The sequence below is a fragment of the Okeania sp. SIO2F5 genome (assembly GCF_010692685.1).
GTDB lineage: Bacteria > Cyanobacteriota > Cyanobacteriia > Cyanobacteriales > Microcoleaceae > Okeania > Okeania hirsuta.
The window spans coordinates 86,361-112,811 of the sequence record NZ_JAAHGU010000003.1 but is presented as its reverse complement, the minus strand read 5'-3'; the positions used below and the strand labels follow the sequence as shown (position 1 = coordinate 112,811).

Annotated in this window: 28 protein-coding genes and 3 pseudogenes; 20 read left to right on the top strand and 11 right to left on the bottom strand. The window is 36.3% G+C overall.

Features of this window, described 5'->3' with window-relative positions:
- Positions 1 to 435 precede the first annotated feature (435 nt).
- From tmk to F6K27_RS01575, 5 genes are all read left to right on the top strand, one after another.
- Complete coding sequence (tmk, locus tag F6K27_RS01595; RefSeq protein ID WP_124145466.1) at positions 436 to 1,101, top strand: dTMP kinase; 666 nt, start codon at positions 436 to 438, stop codon at positions 1,099 to 1,101.
- A gap of 360 nt (positions 1,102 to 1,461) precedes the next feature.
- Positions 1,462 to 2,064, top strand: a complete 603-nt coding sequence (locus tag F6K27_RS01590; protein WP_287274653.1) for a glutathione S-transferase family protein — start codon at positions 1,462 to 1,464, stop codon at positions 2,062 to 2,064.
- A gap of 565 nt (positions 2,065 to 2,629) precedes the next feature.
- Positions 2,630 to 4,105: a family 10 glycosylhydrolase gene (locus tag F6K27_RS01585; protein ID WP_287274651.1), complete on the top strand. Its 1,476-nt coding sequence runs from the start codon at positions 2,630 to 2,632 to the stop codon at positions 4,103 to 4,105.
- A gap of 239 nt (positions 4,106 to 4,344) precedes the next feature.
- Entirely contained in the window at positions 4,345 to 5,304 is a 960-nt protein-coding gene (locus F6K27_RS01580) for a DNA polymerase III subunit delta' (protein ID WP_287274649.1), read from the top strand.
- Positions 5,301 to 5,423, top strand: a complete 123-nt coding sequence (locus F6K27_RS01575) for a hypothetical protein (protein WP_287274647.1) — start codon at positions 5,301 to 5,303, stop codon at positions 5,421 to 5,423. Before F6K27_RS01580 ends, F6K27_RS01575 begins: the two co-directional genes overlap by 4 nt.
- Before the next feature lie 221 nt (positions 5,424 to 5,644).
- Here F6K27_RS01575 and F6K27_RS01570 read toward each other — a convergent pair whose 3' ends face one another.
- The 5 genes from F6K27_RS01570 to F6K27_RS01550 all read right to left on the bottom strand — a co-directional run bounded on the left by F6K27_RS01570 (position 5,645) and on the right by F6K27_RS01550 (position 10,095).
- The gene (locus F6K27_RS01570; protein ID WP_287274645.1) at positions 5,645 to 5,884 is read right to left on the bottom strand and encodes a photosystem II protein, Psb35-related; all 240 of its coding nucleotides are present in this window, start codon (positions 5,882 to 5,884) and stop codon (positions 5,645 to 5,647) included.
- A gap of 351 nt (positions 5,885 to 6,235) precedes the next feature.
- The gene (locus tag F6K27_RS01565; RefSeq protein ID WP_287274643.1) at positions 6,236 to 9,106 is read right to left on the bottom strand and encodes a phospholipid carrier-dependent glycosyltransferase; all 2,871 of its coding nucleotides are present in this window, start codon (positions 9,104 to 9,106) and stop codon (positions 6,236 to 6,238) included.
- A 190-nt stretch (positions 9,107 to 9,296) separates the two neighbouring features.
- On the bottom strand, positions 9,297 to 9,632 hold the full coding sequence (locus tag F6K27_RS01560) for a XisI protein (RefSeq protein ID WP_202219599.1): 336 nt from the start codon (positions 9,630 to 9,632) through the stop codon (positions 9,297 to 9,299).
- Complete coding sequence (locus F6K27_RS01555; protein WP_287274728.1) at positions 9,602 to 9,874, bottom strand: element excision factor XisH family protein; 273 nt, start codon at positions 9,872 to 9,874, stop codon at positions 9,602 to 9,604. Before F6K27_RS01555 ends, F6K27_RS01560 begins: the two co-directional genes overlap by 31 nt.
- A 5-nt stretch (positions 9,875 to 9,879) precedes the next feature.
- Positions 9,880 to 10,095 (bottom strand): element excision factor XisH family protein, encoded by a 216-nt coding sequence (locus F6K27_RS01550; protein ID WP_124145472.1) that lies wholly within the window; start codon positions 10,093 to 10,095, stop codon positions 9,880 to 9,882.
- 354 nt (positions 10,096 to 10,449) lie between these two features.
- On the opposite strand from F6K27_RS01550, the pseudogene F6K27_RS01545 reads away from it, so the two are divergent.
- From F6K27_RS01545 to F6K27_RS01520, 6 genes and pseudogenes are all read left to right on the top strand, one after another.
- Positions 10,450 to 10,623: pseudogene (locus F6K27_RS01545) on the top strand (UPF0175 family protein); the annotation flags it as partial.
- Positions 10,624 to 10,752: 129 nt separating this feature from the next.
- Entirely contained in the window at positions 10,753 to 11,280 is a 528-nt protein-coding gene (locus tag F6K27_RS01540) for a DUF29 family protein (RefSeq protein WP_287274638.1), read from the top strand.
- Positions 11,281 to 11,316: 36 nt separating this feature from the next.
- Positions 11,317 to 11,844 (top strand): DUF29 family protein, encoded by a 528-nt coding sequence (locus F6K27_RS01535; RefSeq protein ID WP_287274636.1) that lies wholly within the window; start codon positions 11,317 to 11,319, stop codon positions 11,842 to 11,844.
- A 92-nt stretch (positions 11,845 to 11,936) separates the two neighbouring features.
- Entirely contained in the window at positions 11,937 to 13,412 is a 1,476-nt protein-coding gene (locus tag F6K27_RS01530; protein WP_287274634.1) for a hypothetical protein, read from the top strand.
- A 355-nt stretch (positions 13,413 to 13,767) separates the two neighbouring features.
- Positions 13,768 to 14,421 (top strand): lectin-like protein, encoded by a 654-nt coding sequence (locus F6K27_RS01525; RefSeq protein WP_287274632.1) that lies wholly within the window; start codon positions 13,768 to 13,770, stop codon positions 14,419 to 14,421.
- A 101-nt stretch (positions 14,422 to 14,522) separates the two neighbouring features.
- Positions 14,523 to 15,404 (top strand): site-specific DNA-methyltransferase, encoded by an 882-nt coding sequence (locus tag F6K27_RS01520; RefSeq protein WP_287274631.1) that lies wholly within the window; start codon positions 14,523 to 14,525, stop codon positions 15,402 to 15,404.
- Here F6K27_RS01520 and F6K27_RS01515 read toward each other — a convergent pair.
- Both F6K27_RS01515 and F6K27_RS01510 read right to left on the bottom strand, forming a co-directional pair.
- Positions 15,401 to 15,985, bottom strand: a complete 585-nt coding sequence (locus tag F6K27_RS01515; RefSeq protein WP_287274630.1) for a restriction endonuclease — start codon at positions 15,983 to 15,985, stop codon at positions 15,401 to 15,403. The genes F6K27_RS01520 and F6K27_RS01515 overlap by 4 nt on opposite strands.
- 24 nt (positions 15,986 to 16,009) lie before the next feature.
- Positions 16,010 to 16,264 (bottom strand): helix-turn-helix domain-containing protein, encoded by a 255-nt coding sequence (locus F6K27_RS01510; protein ID WP_287274628.1) that lies wholly within the window; start codon positions 16,262 to 16,264, stop codon positions 16,010 to 16,012.
- Between the two features lie 334 nt (positions 16,265 to 16,598).
- Between F6K27_RS01510 and mnmG the strand changes: the two genes are divergently transcribed.
- The 3 genes from mnmG to F6K27_RS01495 all read left to right on the top strand — a co-directional run bounded on the left by mnmG (position 16,599) and on the right by F6K27_RS01495 (position 19,145).
- Positions 16,599 to 18,503 carry a tRNA uridine-5-carboxymethylaminomethyl(34) synthesis enzyme MnmG gene (gene mnmG / locus F6K27_RS01505; RefSeq protein ID WP_287274627.1) on the top strand — a complete coding sequence of 635 codons (1,905 nt, stop codon included), beginning with the start codon at positions 16,599 to 16,601 and terminating at the stop codon, positions 18,501 to 18,503.
- Between the two features lie 280 nt (positions 18,504 to 18,783).
- A complete protein-coding gene (locus F6K27_RS01500; RefSeq protein ID WP_287274625.1) occupies positions 18,784 to 18,957 on the top strand; it encodes a DUF6888 family protein in 174 nt (57 codons plus the stop codon).
- Positions 18,954 to 19,145, top strand: coding sequence for a DUF6887 family protein (locus F6K27_RS01495; protein WP_287274623.1), 192 nt, complete (start codon positions 18,954 to 18,956; stop codon positions 19,143 to 19,145). Before F6K27_RS01500 ends, F6K27_RS01495 begins: the two co-directional genes overlap by 4 nt.
- 91 nt (positions 19,146 to 19,236) lie before the next feature.
- Here F6K27_RS01495 and F6K27_RS01490 read toward each other — a convergent pair.
- A pseudogene (locus F6K27_RS01490) lies at positions 19,237 to 19,683 on the bottom strand (DUF29 domain-containing protein).
- Positions 19,684 to 19,889: 206 nt separating this feature from the next.
- Between F6K27_RS01490 and F6K27_RS01485 the strand changes: the two are divergent.
- From F6K27_RS01485 to F6K27_RS01475, 3 genes are all read left to right on the top strand, one after another.
- Complete coding sequence (locus tag F6K27_RS01485; protein WP_287274621.1) at positions 19,890 to 20,672, top strand: transposase; 783 nt, start codon at positions 19,890 to 19,892, stop codon at positions 20,670 to 20,672.
- 686 nt (positions 20,673 to 21,358) lie between these two features.
- Positions 21,359 to 21,634 carry a type II toxin-antitoxin system ParD family antitoxin gene (locus F6K27_RS01480; protein ID WP_287274619.1) on the top strand — a complete coding sequence of 92 codons (276 nt, stop codon included), beginning with the start codon at positions 21,359 to 21,361 and terminating at the stop codon, positions 21,632 to 21,634.
- Positions 21,627 to 21,932: a type II toxin-antitoxin system RelE/ParE family toxin gene (locus F6K27_RS01475; RefSeq protein WP_287274617.1), complete on the top strand. Its 306-nt coding sequence runs from the start codon at positions 21,627 to 21,629 to the stop codon at positions 21,930 to 21,932. The genes F6K27_RS01480 and F6K27_RS01475 overlap by 8 nt, the downstream gene beginning before the upstream one ends.
- A gap of 127 nt (positions 21,933 to 22,059) precedes the next feature.
- On the opposite strand, the pseudogene F6K27_RS01470 reads toward F6K27_RS01475, so the two are convergent.
- Together F6K27_RS01470 and F6K27_RS01465 are read right to left on the bottom strand one after the other, a co-directional pair.
- Positions 22,060 to 22,395: pseudogene (locus tag F6K27_RS01470) on the bottom strand (DUF29 domain-containing protein); the annotation flags it as partial.
- 178 nt (positions 22,396 to 22,573) lie between these two features.
- Positions 22,574 to 22,795, bottom strand: coding sequence for a hypothetical protein (locus F6K27_RS01465; protein ID WP_287274615.1), 222 nt, complete (start codon positions 22,793 to 22,795; stop codon positions 22,574 to 22,576).
- 222 nt (positions 22,796 to 23,017) lie between these two features.
- On the opposite strand from F6K27_RS01465, the gene F6K27_RS01460 reads away from it, so the two are divergent.
- From F6K27_RS01460 to F6K27_RS01450, 3 genes are all read left to right on the top strand, one after another.
- Positions 23,018 to 23,179 (top strand): hypothetical protein, encoded by a 162-nt coding sequence (locus tag F6K27_RS01460; protein WP_287274614.1) that lies wholly within the window; start codon positions 23,018 to 23,020, stop codon positions 23,177 to 23,179.
- A 601-nt stretch (positions 23,180 to 23,780) separates the two neighbouring features.
- Positions 23,781 to 25,148, top strand: coding sequence for a hypothetical protein (locus F6K27_RS01455; RefSeq protein WP_124145492.1), 1,368 nt, complete (start codon positions 23,781 to 23,783; stop codon positions 25,146 to 25,148).
- A gap of 331 nt (positions 25,149 to 25,479) precedes the next feature.
- On the top strand, positions 25,480 to 26,058 hold the full coding sequence (locus F6K27_RS01450) for a TIGR04376 family protein (protein WP_287274612.1): 579 nt from the start codon (positions 25,480 to 25,482) through the stop codon (positions 26,056 to 26,058).
- Between the two features lie 38 nt (positions 26,059 to 26,096).
- Here the strand turns inward: F6K27_RS01450 and F6K27_RS01445 are convergent, their stop codons facing one another.
- Positions 26,097 to 26,432 (bottom strand): hypothetical protein, encoded by a 336-nt coding sequence (locus F6K27_RS01445; RefSeq protein ID WP_124145494.1) that lies wholly within the window; start codon positions 26,430 to 26,432, stop codon positions 26,097 to 26,099.
- Positions 26,433 to 26,451: the final 19 nt, after the last annotated feature.

The following is a 26,451-nucleotide window of genomic DNA, read 5'->3' as shown; positions in this document are numbered from 1 at the left end:
CAGCCATCAGCTATTGCTTTTAGTTTGAGATAAAAGCTTTACTAATTGAGCCAGAATTTATACTTATATCATGTCCGGTTGAACAGTTATAAATAAACTACGGAGGAGTCAGGAGTCAGGAGTGAGGAGTTAGGAGGAAATAAAGAAGAAGAAAGAAGAGGAGAAGGAGAAAGTTTTTTGATCACTAATTATCCGGACATGATATTACTATAAAAGCTGGCTGAAACAGTCTATATTCATTTAAACCCCCTTATAAGAGCTGAGAGCTGACAGCTAATAGCTGAATGCTTAAAGAATTTTATTACTTCGATGTCTGCCATTTCTTATTCCCTAAAAGTCTAGGAACACAGCTAAAATAAAATTATTGCTATCAAGAAATTAGTAATTATTAGCAACTTCTAAAAAAGCAGTTAAAAATAGATAAATAAATGCAAAATGATAGGTAAATTCATTGTCTTTGAAGGTGTTGAAGGAGGGGGTAAAACCACTCAAATTCAACTGTTACAAAATTGGCTATTATATAAAAAACAATCAAACAAACTTTTATCAAAATTTATAGATTTAGAAGTAATTGTCACGCGAGAACCAGGAGGAACAAAATTAGGTCAAGCTTTACGAGTATTACTATTAAATACAGATATATCTGGAGAACAAATTCAAGAAAGAGCAGAATTGTTACTATATGCAGCAGATAGGTCTCAACATATTGAAAACTTGATTAAACCCTATTTAGAAAAAGGGGCTATAGTATTGTGCGATCGCTTTACTGATTCGACTATTGCTTATCAAGGATATGGTCGTGGTTTAGATTTAGATTTAATTCAAAAACTCAATCATATTGCTACAGGTGGCTTAAAAAGCGACTTAACTTTTTGGTTAGATATTGATGTTAAAATTGGTTTAACTAGAGCTAAAAATAGAGGGAAAATTGATAGGATGGAACAAGCAGATATTCAATTTCATAAAAGGGTACAAAAAGGCTATCAAGAATTAGCTAAAAGTAATCCTTCGATAGTACGAATAGATGCTAATCTAACCATAGATAAAGTTCAAGAACAAATTCAAGAAGTTATGAGGAAAAAATTAATAGAATGGACTTGAAGAAGGAAGAAGGAAGAAGGAAGAAGGAAGAAAAAATGGATGAGGACTCAAACCCCAACCAATTGTCAACACCGTGTAGACGGTGAGGTATTAAACTCATAAAGGGAAAGAGATTTTTTTAAGTATTGATCTTAAAATAGCGTTTCTCAAGTTACTGAGGCATGGTTGTTTTTCTTATTTTTTATCAAAATAATATAGGTCGCGCAACCCCGCCTTTTAAGGCTAAATATTTTTGGAAAGTTGCTCAAAATCCCCATTACAAAAATAACTTCTGACTTCTGACTTCTGACTTCTGACTTCCTTAATCCCTACTCCCTAAAAAAAAGGAATTTTTTACTTCACAATCATTGGAATTGCTATATGTTGAAATTATACGAATTTTCTACCTCTGGTAACTGCTATAAAATCCGTCTACTGTTAACTCAGTTAGAAATCCCTTTTGAAAGAATTGAAATTGATATTACAAAAGGAGAAAGTCGTACCCCAGAATTTTTACAAAAAAATCCTAATGGTAAAATACCTGTCTTAGAAATAGAACCAGGAAAATATTTATCTGAATCTAATGCAGTTCTTTTTTATCTCAGTGAAGGAACAAAATTTTTACCAACCGATAAATGGGAAAAAGCTCAAGTTATGCAGTGGTTATTTTTTGAACAATATAGCCATGAACCTTATATTGCCACCTCTCGTTATTGGATAAGTATTTTAGGAAAAGCAGAAGAATATCAAGCAGAAATTCAGCAAAAACAAGCAGGAGGTTATGCGGCTTTAAATGTCATGGAAAAACATTTAGAAAATTATCAATTTTTTGTAGGGGAGCAGTACAGTATTGCAGATATTTGTTTATTTGCTTATACTCATGTTGCTCATGAAGGAGGATTTGATTTAAACCAATTTCCAGCAATTCAAAATTGGATAGAAATAGTAAAAAATCAGCCCCTTTATCGTTCTATATTAAGGTAAGCATTTCCTACGGAATGCTGCGCAAACAGCAGTCAGCTATCAGCTATCAGCTTTAAGTCATATCTAATATATTTCCTACTACAAAATTGCTTATATTAATAACTCATACTTCTAGTTATAGTGCTTCAATTTATGAGTTAAAAATGTAGTAGAAGTTCAAAGAGAAATTCCTTAATTAAAAAGCTGAACTTGAGTGCATTTTACAGGAAAAGCTGAACACTGAATGCTATAGCTGAATGCTTACATATTAAGTTAAATATAAATTTCCGAAATTTTTCCATCAGAAGTTGTATGTATTTAGTAATAACGTAATTATTCTGGGAGATTAAATTAGATTGAGATTAACTAAATCAAAAAATCTAATCTAAATTGATTAAAATTTTATAGAATAATTAAGGTTTAAAGCCTCTCTTTTCAAGGAAAAACAAGCGGTCAAGGGATGGCAAGGTCTCCTCGCCATATCCAATCGACCAAGAGAGAAAAAATTTTCCTTTTATTCAATCCTCTCCGTAAAAGGAAGAGGTAATTATCAATTATCCATTATCAATTATCAATTATTGAACCTATGTCTAAAAAAAAGGATAATTCTTCTCGTCTTTTTGATTCAGGTTGTTTGGTAGAAATTCTAATTTTTTTGATGATTTTAGGTGGAAGTTACTGGTGGTTTATTCAGAGAAATCAGATCGATTTGTCTAAATTCGTATCTAATAATTCAGTGGTTTCTTGGCTCCAAGATAAATTTCCAAATCTACCTATTCCCACTGTAAAATCAGAAGAGAGATCAACCGAAAAAGAAACTTTTTTAAAATCAAAAGAAACTGACTCAACTCCAACCGAATCATCTCAATCATCTTCATCAGAAACCGTCAAAAATACACCAGATTTACTTAAAAGAGAATCACCATCACCTATTACTACCGAAGAAAAGATTGTTAATCCAGTTAAGCCTAATAATAATTCCCTTGAAAAAAAAACTTTTTTAAAATCAAAAGAAACTGACTCAACTCCAACCGAATCATCTCAATCATCTTCATCAGAAATCGTCAAAAATTCACCAAATTTACCTAAAATAGAATCACCATCACCTACTCCTGCCGAAAAAAAGATTGTTAATCCAGTTAAACCTAATAATAATTCCCTCAACGATAAAGTTTTAACTCCTTGGGAGAAAAAAGAAATTAGAGGAATTTACTTAAGTCGTTATTATATAACTAATAATGCGGATGAAAAAACAATTAGTGAAAGGGTTCGTTATTATAAAAAACAAGGATTTAATGCCATAATTCACGGAGTTTGGGGAAATGGTTGTACAATGTACAAAAGTAAAGTAATGCAACAAATACTAGGAGCAAATAGTTGTCCTAATAAATTTAACGAACAATGGTTAGTTTGGTTAATTGATGAAGCACATAAACAAGGAATAGAAGTTCATGCTTACTTTGAGAAAGGCATTAAAATTGATAAAAATAGTCCGATTTTTGACTTAGCAATTGCTAAAAAATGGATAGTTCCTGGAGTAGATAAAACCTACGATGGAATTGAGCATTATGTCTTAGATGTAGAAGTAGAAGAAGTAGCTAACTTTTTTACTAATATTTTAGTTGAATTTGTCAAAAAATATCCAAAAATCGATGCCGTTCAATGGGATGATTATCTCGGATATCATGCAGAATTGCCAGGAAAAGTAGACCGGACAGCGAAATTAACAAGTTTTACCAAACAGATGGTAACAGAAATGAAAAAAGCCAACAATTCAGTTAGTTTTGATCTTAGTCATCATAACCCTTATTGGGCGAAAAAATATTTTGCTGCAGACTGGGAAAAATGGTTAGTAGATCGAGTCTTTATTCAAGCTTATAATGAAGATAACTTTCAGGAAGAATTGAATTATGCCAAACAATATGACGGTATTGGTATTACCGATAAACAATTACACCGCCTTGACGAATTAGTTAATAATTCCAATATTAAGAGTGTGTTAGTTTTCCCACTTTCTGGAGAATCAGAAGAAACAGCAAACAGAGTTAAATCATCTTTTTAGATTTAATTTTAAAAATGGTATTCAACATATTCATTCTGACTCCTGTACGGACAATTTCCTAAAGTCATGCTCCGCAAACGCGTTTACGTTTACGAAGTATTCCGTAGAAAAGTATTCCGTAGGAAATTGCCCCTACGACTCCTGGATCCTTTTCATAGCATTCAGGAAAAACTTTCTTCTCCTCTTCCTCCTTGTTCCCTCCTGACTCCTGAGTTCTGACTCCTGACTCCTTCTTCATTGTGACTTCATTTACCTCAATTATCGGACAAAACCAAGCCATAGAATTATTAACTCAAGCAGTTGCTCGCCAACGTATTGCCCCTGCCTATTTATTTGTAGGCACTCCAGGAATAGGACGAGGTTTAACTGCCCAATGTTTTATTGAACTCCTATTCTCCAATAACCACTCCCCTGCTAACCCATCCCTAAAAAATCGCATTCACAAAAGAAACCATCCAGACCTATTATGGGTAGAACCCACCTATCTACACCAAGGAAAACTGCTCTCAGCAAAAGAAGCAACAGAAGCAGGAGTCAAACGCAAGTCACCACCTCAAATTCGTCTCGAACAGGTACGGGAAATTAGTGAATTTCTCGGTCGTCCCCCCCTAGAAACTGCAAGGTCAGTAGTAGTCTTGCAACAAGCTGAAACAATGAGAGAAAGTGCTGCAAATGGTTTGTTGAAAACTTTGGAAGAACCTGGCAAACGGGCAACTTTAATCTTAATTGCTCCGGGAGTTGATTCATTATTGCCCACCTTGGTGTCCCGATGTCAGCGCATTCCTTTTTATCGCTTGGCCAACGAGAATATGAAGCTCGTATTGGAAAAAGCTGGCCATGAAGAAATTTTGAGGCATAAAGAAGTGATGATGATGGCTCAAGGTAGTCCAGGAGAAGCGATCGCTGCTTGGCAACAACTACAAGAAATTCCTGCGGATATTTTGGAAACAGTCACTCAGGGTATTAAGACTATTCGTCAAGCACTAGAAGTAGGGCGAGATATTAGTAAAAATTTGGATATGGAGGCGCAGTTATGGTTGATAGATTATCTACAGCATAGTTATTGGGCCAAGCAACAGCAGCAGCTTGACAAAGTGGAATGTCTCAAACATCTGGAGGCAGCTAGAAAATATTTACTATCCTATGTCCAACCTAGATTAGTTTGGGAATGTACTTTCATGGCGATGTGTTCTTTTTGAAGAAGGAAGAAGGAAGAAGGAAGAAGGAAGAAGGAAGAAGGAAGAAGGAAGAGGGAAGAGGGAAGAGGGAAGAAGCAAAATTTGTAGGGTGCGTTAGACGGCTAAAATCTAGGCTGTGAAAGACATTTAACAATCCGTCGTAACGCACCGCACCATTTTAGATGTGTCAGTCCACTACCAATAGCGTTCATGCGTAAGTCCTAACTATGCAGGACTAACCTTTTGCTTATAAACAGCCTCTGAATCAAAAAAAATCACCCCAATATCTACTTGGGATGAAAATAGTTCAGTTAAGTTTCAAAGAGAGGAGTTAGCGAAAAATCAAATCATTAATCTTTACCTAAGCATTTGAACCATCAGCAAGGCGCTGGCTAGCATAGGCGTCCATACTATAGGCCGGAATTCGCTGATTGTAGTCCAATCTATTGCCTGTTAAAGATTCAGATAAATTTTCAAAAGACTTAGAACTCCAGTTGCGCTCGTGTATAGGCTTAGTTTGTTCGCCCAATAAATAAGCTTGGCTTCCAATTACTGCTGCAGCTACCCAACCGATAACGAATAGTGAGATTAAAATAACCATAATTTTTTTCCTTTTTTTCTTTACATTTATTTACCTTTATGTAAACAAATGTAACAATTTATTGCGGTAAGTGTCAAGCTGGGATAAATTACGGTATTGTGGGTAAAAAAATATAGAAATCCACACTTCTTGAGTCTTGACTTATGGCAAAAAATGAGGTACTCAGTACTTAGTACTGACGCTAAAGCTTAGATAGAGAAACGTTTTTCCCACTTTTCCCAACTCTCTACCTGGATATTTGAGATAACATCAAGTCCGTTTAATTCGGTATAAAAAAATGTTCTATCTCAGCGCCATTGCCAAATATTTCTCAATCTCCCACACTCCCCTACTCCCCCACTCCCCCACTCCCTATTTCAGATAACGCCACGCCTTGATTACATTCCCTTGCATCAAAGCAGTAACTCCATTTAAAGCTCTAATTTCTGGCTGAGTGGGGTCAAGCTCCAAAGCAGACTTCAAAGCTATTTCTGCGGGCCCGGGATTTAAGTTATATAGATAAACAAAAGCTAAATAAGCATAGGCAAAGGGGTTTTGAGAATCTAACTCAGTTACTCTAGTCAAAGCAGCGATCGCTCCATCCGCATCCTGTTGTAAAACTCTGGCCAAACTCAACCCATAAAGCAACTCTAAATTATTGGGGTCTTGCTGCAAACGATATGCTAAAGTTTTTTCTGCTTGTTTGGTATAGTCTTGGACTGGATCGTATTGGTTAACTCGCCCCACTTCCTCAAATACAGTTTCTAAACCTTTTATTCCCAGAGGCAACTTTTGTCCCCACATCCGTAACTGTGTCACTAAATCTAATTCTGGTGCTGGTAATATTTCGGCCTGGGAGTCCACTTCTACACGCACGGGAGGTTGTATAGGAATAGGATAAGTTTCCCCAGTTTTTCGGTTAAGGTAAGTCGCTTCTAATATGTAATTTCCCGATGAAATATTGGCAGGGGGTAACATTCCTATCCTTTCAATAATTTCAAACCCGACCTCAGACTTATTTGCTGGAGAAACACCAGGGTATAAACTCCCCATTCCAATAGCGCGATCGTGAATGAAACGAGACACATTATTGTCAGAAACTAATGGTTGAAGTAATGCTCGATCGATGTTTTCGTGGCGATAAGTTAACAACACTAAACCGGACTGTAATTCTTGCCAAGAACCAGACCATTTATAGGTAATAGGTATTGGCACTCCAGGTCGAATTTTTGGCGATAAAATTACATAGTCTAGTTTGATTTTTTCCTGTGGTTTAGTTAGAGGATGAACTTCTACAGGCAAAAACTGATTATGATAAAGATTTAAGTTGCTATTATCTGGCAACAACCAACTTTTTTGTAGTTGAAAATTAGGGTTTTTTTCGATGATATTAACAATAGCAGCTTGAGCTTTTTTAATTCTTTTTACCGAACCTTGGTCATTAGTTTTCGTGACAAACCAAGAGAGCGATCGCACATCTTGAGGTACTTGTTTTAAATTAGTTCCTACTTGCCTACCGTAAACCTGTAAATTTTGCAAAGCACCGTAATAATTTAAGTTATGTTGATTAATTTCTGGAGTGGAAGGTAAAACTCCTAAAGTTGACCGTAAATAGGGGTCAGTTTTGATAATTTCAGCAATTACTTTTTGATGAGGCCATTCTTTACCTAAATGTGCATAATAAACACCGCCAGGACTCAACCAGGCAGAAATTTTTCTGAAGAAAATTCCACCTACAGGCCAGAGATTTAACACCATTAAAATAATAGCTAAACCAATAGTAAACCACCGAATTTGTTTTCCTACTTTTCTCGGAAACTGCATTAAACCAAAGGCTAATAAAATTGATAAAACTGGCAATAATGGCAAAGTGTAGCGGAAATCTTTATTGATATTGAGGGAGCAAATTAGATATCCGCCAATTAAAAATATAGCTAACCATCGGCAAGAGTGAAGGTAATTTGATGAGAATTTATCCTGTTTTTTGAACGACCGAATAAAGTAAAAAAATAATCCGCCAATGGGAATAATTAACAGAGGCAAAGAAATATGATAAGGCAGCAGTTTCCAATAATAAAGCCAAGCATCCAAACTCAATAAATTTGGGTCACCTTCAGCTATAGCAGAATCTACAGTTGCCCGCTTACCAGCAGTTAACATTAATAGCCAATTTGTTCTCGCCCAAGGGTAAAAAACTGCCACAGATAAACACAGAGAAAAAATTAGTTGAATTAACTTTTGCCACTGCCGTTTTCTGAGAATATTTACCCCTATCGAAAGTAACGGAATGAAGAGAAAAAATATCGTAGTTTGTTTGACTAAAATTGCAGCACCAAAAGCCAAACCAAAAGCAGTCGCCCAAAGCCATTTTTTTAGAGTTGTAGTGCGGGCATCTTGCCCGCGACTGGTGTACCTCACTAATATGAAATACGCTGTATTTGCTATGGCAGATATTTTTGACAGTAATTTATCAAAAATAGACGTTTTTTCAGAATTAAAATTAAATTTTTCTTGGTCAATTTTTCCCGTTTTATTTTCCCTGTTGCCTGTTGCCTGTTCCCTGTTCCCTATAGCAGATATTTTTGACAGTAATTTATCAAAAATAGACGTTTTTTCAGAATTAAAATTAAAATTTTCTTGGTCAATTTTTCCCGTTTTATTTTCACTGTTGCCTGTTGCCTGTTGCCTGTTGCCTATTCCCCATTCCCTATTCCCTATTCCCTGTTCCCTATCCCAATACCAAAACGTTAAACAACAGAAACTTAAAGTCACCATTGCCGTGAGAGGATAGTCGAGTAAATACTGTAAACGATATCTATATAATCCTGGAAATAATATACATAAAACTGCTGCCCAAAAACCAACTTTTTGATTAAATAATTTTTTACCCAAACTATAAACTGAAGCTAGTAAAATAACACTAAAAAATAGATTTACTAATGTTGCTTGGTCAGCACCCCTACCAAAAATCACTTGAAATGGAACAGTAAGAATATAAGTCAACGGCGGAACTTTCGGCGAAAGCGCCCAAAAATGCTGCCACCATTCTCCAGAAAACAGATGCACATTTTGAAAAGCACGCCAGTAAGTCAGGGAACCCGTGAGATAGTCAGCTTGATCCCAAGCAGGTACAGATTTGTCAAAAGCAAACCAGAGGCGATCGCTCACCGCTCCCAATAACCATAGAATAGTTAGGGTAAGGATGTGATTAATTTTAGGTTCTTTTTTTTCTTGGGAAATCATAATTTCAGGTATCAGTTATCAGCAAAAATTGTAATGGACTGACACATCTAAAACGGTGTAATAGTAGGGGGCGGGTTTTAGCTAGAATTTTAATGCTTACTCTAAGGTTTATATAAACCACCCCTAATGTACACCCATTAGTTGTATCAGTCTACTACCGGAATTTGCACCAGCGAAAACGCTCTTCAAATTAACAAACTGCAAAATCGGTTATCTTACGTTTTTCGGGAGTATAAAATCCTAAAACAATTTTGTCTTTAGGAACCCCTTCTGCTAACAATTCTCCTGCTATACCATCTTCAATTCCGTCGCGATGAATCCAAATTTTATCATCTATAATTTCCAGATGAAGTATGCAACCATGAACCATTTTATGACCTTCTACTCCCACAATCATTAATAAATAATGGTTTTGTTCTCGGTCAAAAACCGTTTTTCTTTCTACTTCGCTATCAGAATAGCGCAATTTAGCGTATTCGCCGATTATTTTCTCGATTATTTGTTGATATTTACTGATGGTATCCATTCAATAATTACCCCCTCTAATTTGTGGAAAGCTACTAAATTTAAGCGTTGGTTTTCTAGCATTAGTTTGCCGATGGGTTCGCTAAATATACCCTCATAAGCTTCTTCATCTACTGCTAAGTAGAGGATTCTTTCTGGGTTTGTTTTTTTGAGTACATCATGGTAAACGATATACTGACCAACCGCATTTTCTAGATCGTTCATTGGGGAAGGACTTGCAAAACTTTTCAATTCTACTGCTATTTTTCCTAAAAAACAAGGTCTAAAGTTTCTCCTTTCAAGGGAATGAAAAAAATCAGCTTTAGTCTTTCAATCCCGATGCTGAGTGCCAGAGATACTGATAACTGATAACTGATAACTGAAATGGGACCCCACTTGATAACGTAAGGGTCATCAGTTATGCTCCAATTATCTTTGACTAAAGCATTAATTAAGTTGTTATGGTAAGCATCTCTAGCTGGCATAAATAAAGAAATACTGAGGGTAGTTTTTATATATAAACCGGGTTTATTGATGAGTTTCTGTTAGTTTTTTTTGGACTTTTTCCAAGTCTGCAACTGTCAGAGACATAGATAATTTCCTGTTACTATTTGAGACTGTTGCTGGTATTATACCAGAAAATTTCTTGAGAATAACACCATTTCAGTTATCAGTTACCAGTCATCATTTATGATATGATAAGTTAATAACTAGAGGAAATACTCATGCAGCAAATTCAGATTTTCTTACCAGACGAACTTGCCTCTTTCCTAAAGGAAAAATGGGGAAATTTAGAACGTAAGCTAATCGAAATAATTGTGGTATAAGCTTATCGCGAAGGTTCTATTAGTAGCGGTAAATTGCGAGAATTATTGGAATTTTCAACCCCTTTAGAAGCAGATAAATTTCTTAACTATAAAGGAGTTGATTTAGACTACAACGAAGAAGATTTCATCGCTGATCGCCAAACCCACAAACAACTAGAAAAAGAGGGAAAATCAAAGAGGTTATGATAGTTTTTTTCGGATACTTCGCCGATTTGTTATTTACTTCTGTTAGAGCTGTGTCTTTAATTTTTCCCATGCTACAAAATACTCCCATACTCCCCTTTTAACCACCAATAACTTACAGGAAAATAACTGATGACAACTCAAGAATTAATTGATTTAAGAACTTGCATTATGGAAGGTAGAAATCACGATGCTTTAGCAATTATTGACGAACTGGATGCCATGAGTAAAAAAGACATCATTAGAAAAATCAAATCCTATTTAATTGTGATGTTAATTCACTTAATAAAAAATCAGGTGGAAGGACGTTTAACTAATTCCTGGGCAGCGTCCGTCCGCAATGCAATTATTGAAATTCAAGACTTAAATTTGAAGCCAAATCAAACTTCTTATTTTATCAAAGAAAATGAATGGGAGGAGATGTTAGAAAATGCTATAGAACGTGCTATTCGTGATGCAAGCACGGAGGTAGAAAATGGCGCTTACAGTCCATTTAAACTGGAGGAAATGGTAGATAAAAATTCTGTAATCGCAACTGCTAAGAGTTTTTTAGCCTTAACTTACAGTTGTTCTGCTAAAGATTTGTTAGCTGTTATTGACGATAATTTAGCATTATTACCAGGTGGGGAAGATTGGAAGTTTGGCAGAAGAAATAAGTAGCATCTTTAATTGTTAATTTTAGGAGAAAAATAACTAATGACAACTCAAGAGTTAATTGATTTAAGGACTTGCATTATGGAAGGTAGAAATCACGATGCCTTAGCAATTATTGACGAACTGGATGCCATGAGTAAAAAAGACACACTTTTCAAGATAGATTCTTATTTAACTGTGGTATTAATTCACTTAATAAAAAATCAGGTAGAAGGGCGATTCACTAATTCCTGGGCTGCATCAATTCGGGCTTCAATTAGAAAAATTAAAAGCTTAAATTTAAAGGAAAATAAAACTTCTTATTACATTAAAGAAGAAGAATGGGATGAGATATTAGAAGAGGCGATTGAGTTTGGTATTGACGATGCAAGTGCGGAGGTTGAAAATGGCGTTTACACTCCCTTTCAACGGAAGGAAATGGTGGATAGGAATTCTATAATCACAACTGCTAAGAGTTTTTTAGCCTTAACTTACACTTATTCTACTAAAGATTTGCTGGCAGTTATTAGCGATAATTTGACTTTATTACCAGGTGGAGAAGATTGGAAATTTGGTAGAAAGAATAAGTAGGGTATCTATTACTCATACTTTTAATTCTATAAAGCTGATAGCTGATAGCTGACCGCTGAATTGCTTACATTAGAGGAGTGAAAAATATCAAAGTGCTAAAAAAACTAAAATCATACCATAGCCTTTTTATCTACAGTATTTTAATCTTAATATCTGCCTGTAGCAACACATCAAATATTTCCGACAACCCTACACTCACTAACAATAAAACTGCTAAATTAGAGACATTAAAATTTGAAAAAAAGCCCATTAACGACAAAGGTGGATACTTCTATACTAACGGTGAATACGCTCTTGGACCATTCACTCCAACAATGATTAAAAAATGTCGAGAATGGGGAGGTGGAGGCAGTTGCAATAGTAACCAATGGTCAGAAAAATTATTTCTCCAAGCTTATGGAAACAGAAGATGTCCGGAGGGAGCTACCCTCAACAAAATTATCGGTTATTGCGTCGAAAATAACCAAGTCATGGGTCCTTTTCCTCAAGAATTAATCACTGCTTGTGTCAAAGCTAACGGTGGAAATAGCTGTCAGTTGAACCTTTGGAATGCACGTTTTCTCTACAAACTGATGCAAGATGAAGGTATCGTGAGCAAAATAGATAAACCGCCCCAGTTTGTGATGTTAGCATTTGATGGTTCCAGTTCCCTAGACGCTTGGAAAAGATCGCGCAACTTTGCTCAAGAAATGGAGAAAAAAGGCATTAACCTGCGGTTCACTTATTTTGTCAGTGCAGTATATTTTGTCAGCAAAGACAAACGAAAACTTTACGATGCTCCCGGTGGTAAAGGAAAAGGTCGGTCGGATATTGGTTGGGGTGATACAGCGGAAGATATTGCTCTCAGACTTGAACAGGTTAACCTCGCGTATCAAGAAGGTCACGAGATCGGGTCTCATGCAGTAGGTCATTTTGATGGTAGCAAATGGAGTGAGAAAGACTGGAGCGAAGAGTTTAAATATTTCGAGCAATTTTTCTTTGGAGCGCATAAAATTAATGAATTGCCAGGTTCTCTAGTATTTGATCGCACTGCCATCGAAGGTTTTCGCGCACCACTATTAGCTCGAAGTCCGGGTTTGTATAAAGTTTTAGCCAAAAATGGTTTCCGCTATGACACCAGCAAAGTAGCATTATCTAACTATTGGCCGCGAAAGGAAAATGGTATTTGGAACTTTCCGTTAGCTAGTCTGACTAATTCTCGTGGAAAAAATGTTCTGTCAATGGATTATAACTTTTATTATTTGCATTCTAAGGCAAAACCAAACCCTCGTAATGCGAAACGTTATGAGGAGGATACTCTGAAAACTTACATGAAATATTTCCAGAAAAACTATAATGGCAACCGTGCTCCTATAGATATTGGGCATCATTTTTCAGCTTGGAATAACGGTGCTTACTGGAACGCAATGTTTCGGTTTGCTGAGTCTGTCTGTGGTTTACCAGAAGTTCGATGTATTACTTATAGTGAGTTAGCAGATTTTATGGACTTGTTGAGTGACGAGCAAATTACTGCTTATCAGGAGGGAAATTTTCCGAAAAGTTCAGAGGATGAGGTTGCTCAGGAATAGTTGAATAAAGAAGGTAGAGGGAACCCTAGAAAAATCATTTTATATCTTTTTAATTTGTCGATCGTATCTATTAGACATCATTATCCGTATTTACTTATCTTTCTTTATATAGTTTGGTTTATTTATGCCAACTTACTTACAAGTTTAAAATTTTGATAAACATTCGTAAAGTTACTTACGATCATTAAATAAAAATGTAATGATTAAGTAGGTAGGTTTAATTATCCGTATAGCGATGAAGATTCAGAACAGTGAAAACCTCATAAGGAGTGCTTTATGACTTCATTTTCTGATTTTTCGTTTTAACGTTTATTTATGGCCACCTACTTATTTTCGTAGATTAGTTGTAAATACCATGATCAAAAAATTATCTTTTGCTACTATTGGTGCAATTTTAATCAGCTTAGGAATTAGCAAAACAGCTTCAGCAGCTCTTTTTTTTTCAGATACAGGACATTATTATGAATATGTATCTGTCCCAGAAAGGTTGACTTGGCAAGAAGCAAAAATTGCAGCAGAAAATAAATACTTTAATGGTTTACAAGGTTATCTAGTAACCATCACTTCAGCAGCAGAAAGTGATTTTGTTAATTCTATTGCTACTAATGATTTAGATCAAGTTAGCGAAGGATGGATCGGTGCAAGTGATGCTAGCGAAGAGGGTGTATGGAAATGGGTTACAGGCCCAGAAGCAGGAATGCAGTTTTGGCAAGGTAGTGCTGCACCTCAAGGTTCAGTTGTTAATAACAGTTATGCAAATTGGTCTATATTAGAGCCTAACAATACTCCTAACACTGATGATGGTGAAGATTTTGCCCAAATTAGCTTAACTGGTTTTTGGAATGATTTAGCTAGCAATAATGATTGGCAGGTATCAGGTTATTATATTGAGTATGGAGGACTGGCAACTGTTCCAGTTTCTGAACCAACGGGAGTACTGAGTTTATTTGTTTTTAGTGGTTTAGGTTTATATCGGTCATGGCAGTGTAAGTTAGAGAAAAAGAAATAAATATCATTTCTTTAGTATGGTTGAAATACTGTGCGCCTGTCAAAGCATTAAATTTGTCTAGGGGGGAGGTTATCAACCTGCCCCTACTTTTGTATTGTAAAATGGCAAAACAACTTTCTTTAAACTTTAATAATCTCAGTAAATTTTCCTGGGAAAAATACTTTGAGGATGCCCAAAAAATTGAACCATGTTTTAGTTCAAATCAAGGTGTTTTATTTGAGGCAGACTGCCTAAAAATTTTACCTAATATCAAAGATGAAATTGCTGATGTAATTTTTGCCGACCCTCCTTTTAATTTAGGGAAAAATTATGGCAATAAATCTAATGACTCTCTGGCAGATAGTGAATATTTGAATTGGTGTTTTGCCTGGATAGATGAATGTTGTCGAATCCTCAAACCTGGTGGTAGTTTGTTTATTTATAATTTACCTAAATGGAATATATTATTAGGCTCTCATCTGATAAATTGTGGTTTAAGTTTTCGTCATTGGATAACAATTAATTTCAAAGTTGGAATGCCAATAACTGGTAGACTTTATCCCAGTCACTACAGCCTTTTATATTATTCTAAAGGTAAACCAAAAGTATTTAGAAAAATTAGAACTCCTATAGAAACTTGTCGTCATTGTGGCAAGGAAATCAAAGACTATGGTGGTCATCGTCAGGCAATGAATCCCTTGGGTGTTAATTTAACAGATGTTTGGAATGATATTCCTCCTGTACGTCATTGGAAATTTAAAAGTAAAAAACGAAAGACTAATCAACTTTCAACTAAGTTGTTAGATCGAGTTGTTCAAATGTCTAGTTTACCAGGAGATTTAATTATCGATCCATTTGGTGGGAGTGGTACAACTTATGCAGTTTGTGAAGCAAATAGTCGGAATTGGATAGGTGTAGAAATACAAAATTGTGATGTAATTATTGAGAGGTTAACTGAGGGGAATTTACATTATCATCAAAATAATGATTATGTTGAAGGTTAATTTTTTGCTCTTCCAGATGTACCTTTAGGAATTCTCGGTACATCATAACTTGTATCATCATATTCTATGCCAATAATGCTTAAAATACCTGGATAGCAAACCGTACAGTTTCGCCAAAAATCAAAGTAGGGTTCCAGTTCTTCAAAATTACCAATTCTATCAGTAAGATATTTTGCTAAAGTCCGACAAGGAACTATTAAAAATCCAGCTAAAATATCTTGTCTTTGAATAGCAAATGCCATTTTATTAATAGAGCGATGACTTGAGGAAATATTTCCTGTTTCCCACTCTACAGCTATTATTTTACCTGCTCTATTAAACACAGCATCTACATTTCCTAAGTTATCGCTTATAGAAGCTTCTTTTCTCCAACCTTTAGCTTGTAAATACTCGATAAGTTTTACTTTTATTGGTTTAACACCGTTTCCTTCTCCTCTTTTTTTACCACTTTCTGGATAGATAGTAAATTTTCCACTTCCTTCAGGCCATTCAACTTGTTTTATTGCTTCTTCAACATCGTGACGAGCTTGTAAATAGATACTATTAGTCTCAACTTCTGGGGAAGTTAATAAACTCTCCATTTTCTAGATTTTCATTATTTTTTACTAGCTTGAAGTAGTTTTAATAAGTTTTTCAACTTCTGCAATAAACTGAGAAGGAAGAATATTTAAAGCACTAGATAATCGAAAAATTACATCTAAAGTTGGTGACTTTAAACCACGCTCCAAAAGACTAATATAAGTTCGGTGTAAACCAGCTTCAAACCCAAGCTCTTCTTGACTTAACTTTAAAGCTTCCCGTTTTTGCTTCAAAACCCTTCCAAATGCTTCTGCTAAACCCACTTTGAGCTGAAAATACATTTGGATATTATCTTAAGATTCTCTGGTAATTTAGTCTTCAGACTATAGTCTGCAAAAAACAAAATATTCAATATTAATCGCTACAATCATTTATATGTCTTTCTATAGCAGGGAACAGGGGGACAGTTGGAAAAACATTTCCGCTGCCTAAGATTTATCATCAGTCTATGTCCTAACCAATTCTTTCTTAGCTATAACTCAGACATTTACCATGACCCAAAAATTAGGTCTCAAGTCTCCCTTTTCAAGGGGATGAAAAAGAAAATTCCGGTTTTCAGACTTCCGACTTTAGGGATCGGTACTGATAACTGATAACTGATAACTGATAACTGAAATGACCAAAACTTTCGATTTCCAAGACGAATACGACATCATTGTAGTAGGTGCAGGCCACTCCGGGTGTGAAGCAGCTCTCGCAACTGCGCGCCTCGGTTGCCACACCCTCCTACTCACTCTCAACCTCGACAAAATAGCTTGGCAACCATGTAACCCTGCTGTTGGAGGTCCCGCAAAATCTCAACTTACCCACGAGGTCGATGCTTTAGGTGGAGAAATTGGTAAAATGAGCGATCGCACTTATCTCCAAAAACGTATCCTCAATTCATCTCGTGGGCCTGCTGTCTGGGCGTTACGCGCTCAAACTGACAAACGGGAATACGCCGCCGTTATGCGTAATTTTGTGGAAAACCAAGAAAATCTCCGAGTCCGGGAAAGCATGGTGACAGATTTAATTCTGGGAGACAACGACGAAATTATCGGAGTAGAAACCTACTTCGGTGTTGCCTTCAAATGTAAAGCTGTTATCCTCACCACCGGAACATTCCTCGGCGGAGTTATTTGGGTAGGCAACAAATCAATGCCAGCAGGTCGTGCGGGTGAATTTCCTGCTATTGGTCTCACCGAAACCCTCAATAAACTTGGCTTTGAAACCGGACGACTGAAAACAGGTACTCCCGCCAGAGTTGATAAACGTTCTGTTGACTACACTGACCTGGAACCTCAACCAGGGGATGAAAAAGTGCGTTGGTTTAGTTTCGACCCGGAAGTGTGGGTAGAACGGGAACAAATGTGTTGTTATCTGACGCGCACTACTGAAGAAACTCACAAACTGATTCGCAATAATTTGCACTTGTCTCCTGTTTACGGTGGGTGGGTGGATGCGAAAGGTCCGCGCTATTGTCCGAGTATTGAGGATAAAATTGTCCGGTTCGCTGATAAAAGTAGTCATCAAATATTTATTGAACCGGAAGGTCGTGATATTCCTGAACTTTATATTCAGGGGTTTTCTACTGGTTTGCCAGAGAAATTGCAATTACAAATGTTGCGGACTTTGCCTGGTTTGGAAAATTGTGTGATGTTGCGACCTGCTTATGCTGTGGAATATGATTATTTGCCTGCAACTCAATGTTATCCGACGTTGATGACTAAGAAAATTGAGGGGTTATTTTGTGCTGGTCAAATTAATGGTACCACTGGATATGAGGAGGCGGCAGCTCAGGGTCTTGTGGCGGGAATAAATGCGGTTAAATTTGTTAAGAATGAAGAGATGATTATTTTCCCCAGGGAACAAAGTTATATTGGTACTTTGATTGACGATCTATGTACAAAAGATTTGCGAGAACCCTATCGAATGTTGACGAGTCGTTCCGAATATCGTTTGATTTTACGGTCCGATAATGCTGACCAAAGACTAACACCTTTTGGTCGAGAAATTGGTTTAATTGATGACCGTCGTTGGGAGTTGTTTGAGAGGAAGCAAACTAATATTAATGCTGAAAAAGCTCGGTTAAGTTCGACTCGAATTAAAGAATTAGAAGAGGTTGCTATTAATATTGTTGCGGATACTCAGACAAAAATTAAAGGTTCGATTACTTTAGCCGATTTGTTGCGCCGACCTGGTTTCCATTATGTAGATTTAGAAAAGTATAATTTGGGGAATTTAGATTTGAAATTAGTTGAAAAAGAAGGAGCAGAAATTGATATTAAATATTCCGGTTATTTGCAAAGACAACAAAAACAAATCGACCAAATTAGTCGGCAAGAAAATCGAAAATTGCCTGCTAATTTAGATTATTTTGCTATTTCTACATTGTCGATGGAGGCGCGGGAAAAATTGTCAAAAGTTCAGCCTTTAACTATTGGGCAAGCATCTAGAATTGGAGGAGTAAATCCAGCAGATATTAATGCTTTATTGGTTTATTTGGAAGTGCAATATCGACTTGTGGGAGTTAAAAGTTAAAGGTTTTTATAGGGTGCGTTAATGAAATGTAACGCACCATCTAAAATGTTAATTTTCGGTGTGTTATACTAAGGAACTAGACAGTTCTACAGTTAATTTTCGGTGTGTTACTGTTTTGGGTTAGGTAGACCGTAGTAGGGGCGAATGGCCATTATACCCTACTTGCAATGACAGAAAAAGGTTTTTTTGCCCATGTTTTTGCCTTTTTTTTAATTACTCCTTCTGCCTTACTTCATACTATTATGGGTAAGTTTATTAGAACGGTATGAGGTGTGAACTAATGCCCACAGAAATACAGGCGGTTAAATGTTTTATTTGGTGCCAAAGAATTACACAAATGTATTTACCAATTTCTCTAGTTAGACTAGATGAAAGAAGCAATAATATTTTCATTCTCGCAGGTGAAGATATCGAAGTTTTAATTGACAGAAATGGAGAGGTAAAAATTCTATGAATCATCCTAATTTTCAAACCATGAATGAATCAGAATTACGAGCTTATGTATTAGCTCATCGAGACGATACCGAGGCGTTTTATGCCTTAGCCGATCGCCTGACATCTAAACCAGGGCGTAAGTTATCTGACGCAGATTTAGAAAGATTACCTGAAATTTTGGCAGAAATTAAACAACAAAAACAATAAGTAGTGCGAACGATATTCCTGTAGGGACGTTCCATGGAACTTCCCTACATTGTGGTGTAATCGTATTGATAGAGGAAGAGATGTTAAATAATTACTCTGGAAGCCAATCTTCATCCAATATCTGTTCCAGAGAATAAGGGTTAATTTCTGGTAACTGAAGTTCTGATTTAACTTGAGCAATTTTTCTAGCTTTGCCATAAAGATAATCAAGTCTTTCAGCTAAATAATTCCGTAAATTTGTTGTGATTTTTAATTCTAATTGAGTCCGAAAAGTTAAAATTTATCCACGCCAATGCCTAGAGTTATTAGCTCTTTCTTCCTCCCAATATTGATAAAATAGTAAATGTTGAATAATTAAAAGAACGAAACTTTGAGCAGCACTTTTTTCACTTCTACCCAATGCTTCTAACTCTTCAATTAAGTTTTCATAATCTAGGTCTTCTAATTGACGATTATTTAGTAGTTTGATTGTTTCTTCTAACCACAGGAAATAATCTTCTTCATACAGTAATTTTAGATCGGTAATTTGATTAACCATATTTTTTGTCTATTTGTGAAAAAGTTAGCGATCGCGCCACAAAAATCTCAATAATTTTTCCATAGTCCAGTAGCAATTCGTCGCAGGGCACCGAACATTATGGAAAAGGCAGTGCGTTACGCTATGCTTTTTCCTGACGGAATGCTCCGCAAACATCTTGCGCAGCAAAACACACTCTACTGGACTACTGATAACTGATAACTGAGATGCCTCGTCAACCTAGAAATTTACCCTCAAATTGCACCTTCCACATTACGGTGCGCTGCAATAATAAAGAATTTAACTTGGCCAAACGTGCGACCCGAGAACTTTTATTAGAAGTCATTGCCAAGGTGAAGAAGAAATTTCAGTTTCAGCTTTATGGCCTCTGCATTATGCTAAACCATGTCCATTACTTATTATCGCCAGAAAATCCAGAGGAGTTACCCAAGCTGATGCACTGGCTAAACTGGTATAGCGCTATGGTATTGAACCAATTTTTGCATCGTACTGGACATTTTTGGGAGCAACGGTATTTTAGTGAAGCCATTCCGAACGGCGATCGCGACCGAATTCTCAAGACTCTGCGCTATATCCATGCCAACCCCAAAGCTGCAGGGTTACGTCTGGGGTTTACCTATGCTTTTAGTAATTATGGTAGCTATGCACAATTGACTGATGATGGTTTGACGGAATGGCATCCCGCTTTTCTGGAATTGGCCACAACCTTAGAGGATTGTGCCAAACGGTATCGGGACTTTTGTAAGCGGTATACTCCTAAAAAGAAAAAGACAACTCCCCGCCGTAATTGGGGGAGTTGCTTTTTGGACAAAATGACTAAGGGTTTTCAGGCCAAACCAAAGGGTAGGGAAGGGACTCCTGGACAACTGAACTTAGACCTAGAGGGGTATCAGGAGGTGTACCAGGTAGACCCGTTGGGAAGTTGGTTTGGCTCAAAGGCTTTTTATCATCTATCTATCTTTCCCGTTCCCTTCCTTAACACTATTTAATATTTATCACAGGACTTACGCACGGACACTATATAAATATTTTTTAAGCGATCGCCTCAAGACAGGTCTCATTGTTAAAACAAGGGCAATAAACACCTATAAAATCAAAACAGCCCTGAATTTTATTGTAGGCTTCTTCAGTTCTTGGAGCAGATAATCTGAGAGCAATTCATGTTTGATTTTGTAAATAGTTTTTCCTATTTTTACTGCTAATCTTTTTAAAAAATTCCAGACTAACATCCCACAAGCAATATGATTTATTTGAAGGTGAAATTTATTAACATGGAGTAACACCTACTCAAGTTAAGTCTGTACACTACATATAGTGTCTTTGCGTAAGTCCTGAAGTAGAAGTTGAGGCAGAGTATCAGGAAGTTTTGAAGATGGCAGAAGAAATTCGAGCATATTGGGAAGAACAGAATCGCGATCGCTTGGCAAAAATTGCGAATTGCGGCCAGTCCTCCCTGTCCAGGATATGAAGCAGTTCGAGTTAAACTGATAGAAAGGAAAACCAAGCGTCAAGCAAGGAAAAAATGATTATTTTGGTTGACTACAATTGTTGATTTTTGGTGTGTTACTCTGACTTCTGAATCCTTACGTTCTATTTCAGCTCTTTTTAGCTCTTTTTTTGTAAGATAAATCCTGAATAAAGGATAGAATTAAATATAGTTTATTTTTTAAATTGGATGATGAATATTATCTTAACTCCCGAACAAGAAAAATTTCTTCAATCCCAAATTACTAAGGGAAGGTATACCAATATTCAACAGGCCATTGATGTCGCTTTAAAACTATTAGAAAAACAAGAACAAGATTATCAAGAATGGCTTGATGAAACTCGCGCTCAAGTCAAAGTAGGTTTAGAACAATTAGAAAGGGGTGAAAAAGTTGATGGAGAAATTGTTATTGCACAATTAAAGCAAAAATTTCAGCGGTTGCGAGAGGAAAATTTAGGTGAATAAATATAGTTTATCTCAAGCAGCTATTCGCGATCTAGATGAGATTTCTGATTATTTTAGTAACTTTAGTGTAGAAGCAGGTGAACGTTTTATTAAACGCTTTGATGATAAGTGTAAAAACTTAATTAACTTTCCTAAGATGGGGCGAAGTTATGCTCAAATAATACCTAATTTAAGAGGTGTGCCCTTAGATGGTTATATTATTTTTTATCAAGTAACTGAGGTAGAAATAGAAATCGTGAGAATAGTTAGTGGATATCGTAATTTAGAGTCTTTATTTGGAAGTGATATTAACAATTAAATGTTGCCAGTGCGGGCATCTTGCCCGCGTGGGTTTACCTTTTAGTTGATTAGTTGATTATATGAACCGTGAAACAATTATGTATGTAACTGATGCTCATGTTGATAAAGGAAGAGATGTTGAATAACTACTCTGGTAACCAATCTTCATCCAATATCTGTTCCAGAGAATAAGGGTTAATTTCTGGTAACTGAAGTCTCGATTTAGCTTGAGCAATTTTTCTAGCTTTGCCATAAAGATAGTCAAGTCGTTCAGCTAAATAATTTCGTAAATTTGTTGTGATTTTTAATTCTAATTGAGCCCGAAAAGTTAAAATTTATCCACACCAATGGCTAGAGTTATTAGCTCTTTCTTCTGACCAATATTGATAAAGGAGAAGATGTTGAAGAATTAAAATAACGAAACTTTGAGCAGCACTTTTTTCACTTCTACCCAATGCTTCTAACTCCTCAATTAAGTTCTCATAATCTAGGTTTTATAATTGACGATTATTTAGTAGTTTGATTGTTTCTTCTAACCACAGAAAATAATCTTCTTCATACAGTAATTTTAGATCGGTAATTTTATTAACCATGTTTTATGTTTATTCACAAATTTACGAAATGACCGTTTAAATTTTGGGATCAAAACAATTTTTCTTATTAATCTTCTGTTAAAGTTGCTTGTAACTCAGCGATAATATTTTCTATAGACTGAGATTGTAATTCTCCTCTATGAAAAGAGGCGATCGCTTCTTTTACTTCTTGAGCTATTTCCTCTCGACTATCTTCAATCATTTGATTTTTAACAATTTCTAATAACATTTCTCTTTGTTCGATGGAAAGTTGGTTGACTATTATAAGAGCCTCTTCTAGTGTTTCCATAACCTATACTATCCAGACAACGGACAAGAGCCAAATATAATCGTTCGTGCCGTAGATAGCAGCGCTTACGATGTAGAAAGTAGCGATGAAACTATATTAACAAAATTACGACAACGCTTCCAACAAGTCGAAGACCTACCAGAAACAGAAACTCAGACAGACCTAGCTCTCAATTTACAGTTTACCGAACTTTGGATTGACCGCACTGCTTTTCCCCTTCAAGTGTTAATTTTAATTACCAATATTTCAGGTCAAAGCTATGTTTATAATCCCGCTGAAAATTATCAACTATCTTTTTCTAGTGATACCTACGAAGACAGTCAAACCTGGCTCTTAACCAAGCAATATCAGAGAGTTGAAGGTCGCTTGCCTGTAGCAACTTAAAAGTAATATCATGTCTGGTTCAATAGACCTCTATTTTTTATCTATTATTTTCTCAATATCTATCTTAGTTTTTTTACAAAAAAAAATCAATAATATCTCTCTATAAATATTCACTAGATGAGCATAATTTACAGAATAATTAAGATTTTAATCCTGTTTTTTAAAGAAGTAAAAAAAATATGTTCGCTAATCCTATAATTTTCAGGATAGGTAATGATTAATTGTTAATTATTGAGCGCTGACAAAGATTGCTGTACCAAATTTCTAAACAACCAACACTGCTACAAATAAATCTGAAATTTGGCCCAATAGTCAAGTAATTGTTGACAAAAACTCAAAATAATGATAGTAGAGTTATGTAGTAAACTAATTTAGATTATATATTCCTCCTTGCCAGCTCCGGTATTCCCTGTTCCCTTTTCCAAAATTAAGATATATAGCTTAAATGCTGAACAACTTATAAACTATAGTTAAAATGTCTATAATTAATATCATTATGAGACACAGTTACTAGATAATATTGATAAACTAAAATATCCGAATCAAAATTAAACAAACTCTTAAATCAAAAATTATTGAGGATAGGGAGTAAAAAAAGAATATGACCACGAACTACCAAAAAACTGAAGAAAATTCAGAAAAAACAAGATTTAAAGAGCCTATTTCGGTAGATAATCTTGCTGAGAATTTGATGGACGATATGTTCCGTGATATTGACCGAGTATTGGATGGTGGTAGTCGCTTACCGACTCAAGTAGCTAGACCAGAAGTTGTCTCTTTAACGCAAATTAAGGTTCCTCAAATTGTTCTGCCTCAAAATAATACTCAACCTCAAGAAATTGACAAAGAAGAAAAGGCAAAATTAGCTAAATTAGAAGCAGAAAAAAAACAAAGCAAATCGTTAGATAAACTACTTTTAGGGGCAGCTTTTGCCTCTATATTAGTCACCCTTTCTTTGTGGTTAGTAACTAGGGGAGGACTCGATAAAATTTTGGGTTATTTAGGTTATGTAGAAAAGCTAAATGAATCATCAGAAACATTAAGTCCTAGAGCAGTAGCAGATCAAGAATTTGCTGAATATATAGAGCGATCGCTCCAAATGATTGAACAAAAAGAAGCAACTCGCAAACAACAACAACAAATTCCTGGTATACCACCCGCCCCACCAAGCAACAATTTACCAACAATACCAGTACCTGCAAACCAACCAACAAACACTAGCTTACTATTACCGCTCAACCGACTGGTTGATCTCATGGAGGCACAAGTAGCAAAAGCACCTATAACTATTCCAGAAACTAAAGTGGTGGTAATTCCTCCAGTGCCAAGTGTTGTACCTTCAGCAGTAGCAGTAGCACCAAAGTCTACCGAATCTTCCCCAAAGCCATCAGCAGCATCTGCATCTAATGCTTCTGCCTCCGCAGATGCTGCTGAAAACGTTACAGAAAGGTCGGAAGCAACAAAAACGGCAAAAGCAGAAACGGCAAAAGTAGAGGAGAAAGCTAAACCAGAAACGGCAAAAGCAGAAACGGCAAAAGTAGAAGAGAAAGCTAAACCAACACAAGAAGTAGCAACAAAACCGGAAGCAACAAGCCAACCGGAAGCATCATCCCAGTCCCAACCTGAAACTAAACCAGAAGCAGAAACTCAATCTGAAACAGAAGCAAAATCAGAAGAGTCACAAGCGCCAACACAACCATTACAATTACCTCCACCGCCAGCAGAAATACCTGCGACGAAAGCAGTGGCAGAAAGTCAAGTTCAGATTCCTATTAATACCTTAGTGGGTATTTTGGAGTTAGGGGAACGTTCGGCTGCTTTATTTGAAATTGAGGGTGTAGCGCGTCGGATATATGTAGGCGAGAATATTGGTGGTAGTGGTTGGACTCTTGTTAATGTGGCAAACCAAGAAGCTGTAATTCGCCGTAATGGTGAAGTTCGTTCTGTTTTTGTAGGGCAACAGTTTTAGTGATAGCTGTTAGTATAGCAATAGCCATAGTGGTTATGGCTTATGCTAGACAATGTTTTTCCCACTGTTCCCTGCTATAATTTCAAGTTCTATAAGTTAAAAAGCGTTTCGTTTCGGTCCGGAATGCTCAGTAAACAGCTTATCGGCGTTTAGCAATAAGCTTTTGAGAAGGGGATACGCTACCCCTCTTAGAAATTAAACGACAAGCTAGAAGTCGGGGATTTAAACTCAAGCTGTTAGCGTGCTGAAAGCTGAAAGCTGAAATGCTGATAGCTAATTAAAAGTTAAATTTTCCACTGCCTAATACTCTTAATTTTATGTAATCTTAACTATGGGTTTATTTGACGATTTCAGCGAATTTCTAGAAAATCGGCTTGAAGAGTTTCTGCGGAATAATCCTCATTTAGAACTTCAGGCACTCGAAGAGCAACTACGCAAACAAGAAGAAGATACTTTGCGTCTAATAGCGCAACTCCAGCGCCAAGAAAAAAAATTAGAGCAAGATATTCTTTCAACAGCGCAAGAAGTGAAGCGTTGGCATAACCGAGTGGAAAAAGCACGAACAGCTAATCGACCAGACCTAGCTCACGCGGCTCAAGAAAGGGAAGCATTTTTTTTACGCCAAGGTAATCAACATTGGGGACAGATGCAAGGATGTAAGCAGCGCATCCAACAAGCGAAAGAACTCTATCGTCAAATTAAACAACGTCGGGAGGAAGTACGAGCAAAAGCTGTTCAAGCTGAAGCTAACCGTTATACTGCTAAGAATGAAAGACGCTGGGAAACCGATGGCTGGAATCAAACCAATTTCTATAATTTTGCTAATTCATTAGACCCATTGGAAGAACAGTTTAAAAGTCTAGAAACAGATGAAGAATTAGAAAAAATGAAGCGGAATATGGGAAAGTAGTATTCATTAATTAATAATTAATAATTAATAATTAATAATTAATAATTAATAATTAGGGCTTGCTGATTAAATTTCAAACCATTGATTGATATTGGTATTGGCCTTTTTTGGTCGAAAAAAGTGCAAGCTTTTTGGTGTAAAAAGCTCATGCATGCTAGTATTTTGGGACGATTATGACAGAACAATCTTGGGATAACTTTTCTTCCTACCTCCTCTATAATTCCCCGTTCCACCTGAGTTCTGACTCCTGTCTCCTGTATTCCCCTCCTGGGAGGGGGAGGGGCGAGGGGTGGGTTGTCTCCTACCCCTACTAAAAGACTTTTGAGCGCAAGCCAATTAATTATTACCTCATTGTTTGGGGTTAGAATCCCCATGCAATTTTCCCTCCTGACT